This is a genomic window from Pantoea sp. 18059 (assembly GCF_902706165.1).
Taxonomy (GTDB): Bacteria; Pseudomonadota; Gammaproteobacteria; order Enterobacterales; family Enterobacteriaceae; genus Pantoea; species Pantoea agglomerans.
The window spans coordinates 1-428 of the sequence record NZ_CACSJS010000050.1 but is presented as its reverse complement, the minus strand read 5'-3'; the positions used below and the strand labels follow the sequence as shown (position 1 = coordinate 428).

The 428-nt window shown below is 77.1% G+C and carries 1 protein-coding gene; it reads left to right on the top strand.

Annotated features, from left to right (window positions below):
* A partial coding sequence (locus tag GVJ63_RS22005) for a TolC family protein (protein WP_159227372.1) occupies nt 1-428 on the top strand: 428 nt, incomplete at both ends.

The window sequence follows — 428 nt, the reverse complement described above, 5'->3', positions numbered from 1 at the left end:
CGCTCACCGGCAACGGGGGCTTCGCCTCGCCCGAGCTGGGCGATCTGTTCCGCTGGTCCGCCCGCGCCTGGAGCGTGGGGGCGCTGCTGTCGCTGCCGATCTTCGACGGCGGCCGCCGCGCGGCTGAGGAAGACGCCGCGCGCGCCCGGCTGGACGAGGCGCTGGCGGCGCACCGCGGCCAGGTGCTCGGCGCCTTCCGCGACGTGGAGGACCAGCTCGGCGCGCTGCGGCTGCTCTCCGCCCAGGCGGAGGCCCAGGGCCGCGCGGTGGATGCGGCCGTGCGCGCGACGCGGCTGTCCGACGCCCGCTACCGCAACGGCTTCGTGAGCCAGCTGGAGCTGCTGGATGCGCGCCGCAGCGAACTGCGCAACCGGCGCCAGGCCCTGCAGGTGCGCACGGCCCAGTACGCGGCCACCGTCGGACTGGTC